The 1,351-nt window shown below is 48.6% G+C and carries 1 protein-coding gene; it reads right to left on the minus strand.

Features of this window, described 5'->3' with window-relative positions:
- Positions 1-101: 101 nt before the first annotated feature.
- Entirely contained in the window at positions 102-1,130 is a 1,029-nt protein-coding gene (locus tag LHA35_RS28255) for a DUF262 domain-containing protein (RefSeq protein ID WP_226615148.1), read from the minus strand.
- Between the last annotated feature and the right edge of the window lie 221 nt (positions 1,131-1,351).

The raw sequence follows: 1,351 nt of genomic DNA on the forward strand, positions 1-1,351 counted from the left end.
TCAACCGCTTCGTCGCGGAGGCCAACGCCGACCCGCGCCCCTTCCGATGGACCAAGCACCCGGACCACGTCATCGCCGCCGCGAGGCGTGGGCACCAAGCGTTAGACTCGCTCCACTAGCAGTTCGTAAACCGCCAAAAAAACTGCCTGAAAGTATCTAGGGGCAGCATTCTTTTCCTCATCTAAGACAAGACGGGTGAACGTCTCATTTGCATCAACAAGGAGTCCACGAACTTCGTTGAAAACAGAGAGGAAATTTGACTCAATTTTTTCCAAACTGATACGCTGCAGTGCCGTTTCGAGGACTACCGTTTTTTCTGTCGGGGTTCTTCCGAAATACTCATCAAGCGCGTCGCTATTTACCGGCGGCGGCTCAGGTAGTGCCATGTAAGCAACAATATGGCCAATGATCTCTTCGTCGGCAGATTGTCGAACTGCTTCTTTGCTTAGAATGCGCCTTTCAACCCAGAAAATATGATCAATGTCGATGCCGTAATCAAGACTTCTGCTAGTGATACTGATTTTGTTCATCCCACTCAGCGGAAGCACATCACTATCAGTACCATCTCCTCGAACTTTGCTCGCGATACGCCGCACCACCGTAGAGAACCTGTTCGTTGCTCCAGCAGATCTTAAATCTTGCTGAGAAAGCGTTCTGCCATTTGCGTTAATTCGCTTGAATACATCATCAACTTCAGTCACATCTTCAAATTGAAACACAGAAAGAGGCAGATTGTACTTTGCAATATTTCCACAGATTTGCCTGTCCAGAACCGGCGATCTTTGGATGAGCTCCTCCTTATCCAGAAGCTCTTTTGACTCCACCATCGTCGCGAGGTCGAAATATCGGCCATCTAGATCAAATTCACCATCAATAAATGATGTGATTGCATTTAGCCTCTGAAGGCCGTCAATAATTTCATAATGATTGGATTTGTCAATTTTAACTTCTGCAAGAAGTACAATAGGAACTGGATAACCACGCGAAAGAGAGTCAATAAATGCGCGCTTCTCCTCGACCGTCCAGACAAGCTTGCGCTGATACCGCCGATTTACGGTAAATTTGTTTGCCTTGTATAGGTTGTATACCCTTTGTATTGTCTCGCCGCGGATGGAGAGGTCTTTTTCCATTACTCAACCCTTACTCTGACCCAGTCAGATAGCAACGCTAAGATAATAGCATGGGAAAGGTAAGGCTATTTTTCCATCATTAAGCGAAAAAGGCTAAGCACTGTACCTGCTCAACCCGGGGCGAGGACGGACTCGCCCTGTAGGGTGGTTTGGATAGCCTGAAAGGCGCCGATGCCGCGCCGCGCGGCGGTGCCGACGACAGAGCGAACGGCGGCGTAAAG

This window comes from Roseicella aerolata (assembly GCF_020523605.1).
GTDB classification, from domain to species: domain Bacteria; phylum Pseudomonadota; class Alphaproteobacteria; order Acetobacterales; family Acetobacteraceae; genus Paracraurococcus; species Paracraurococcus aerolatus.

Bases quoted from the DNA above. Each gene is read 5' to 3' on its own strand.
- LHA35_RS28255 (WP_226615148.1), bottom strand. From the start codon at position 1,130: ATGGAAAAAGACCTCTCCATCCGCGGCGAGACAATACAAAGGGTATAC.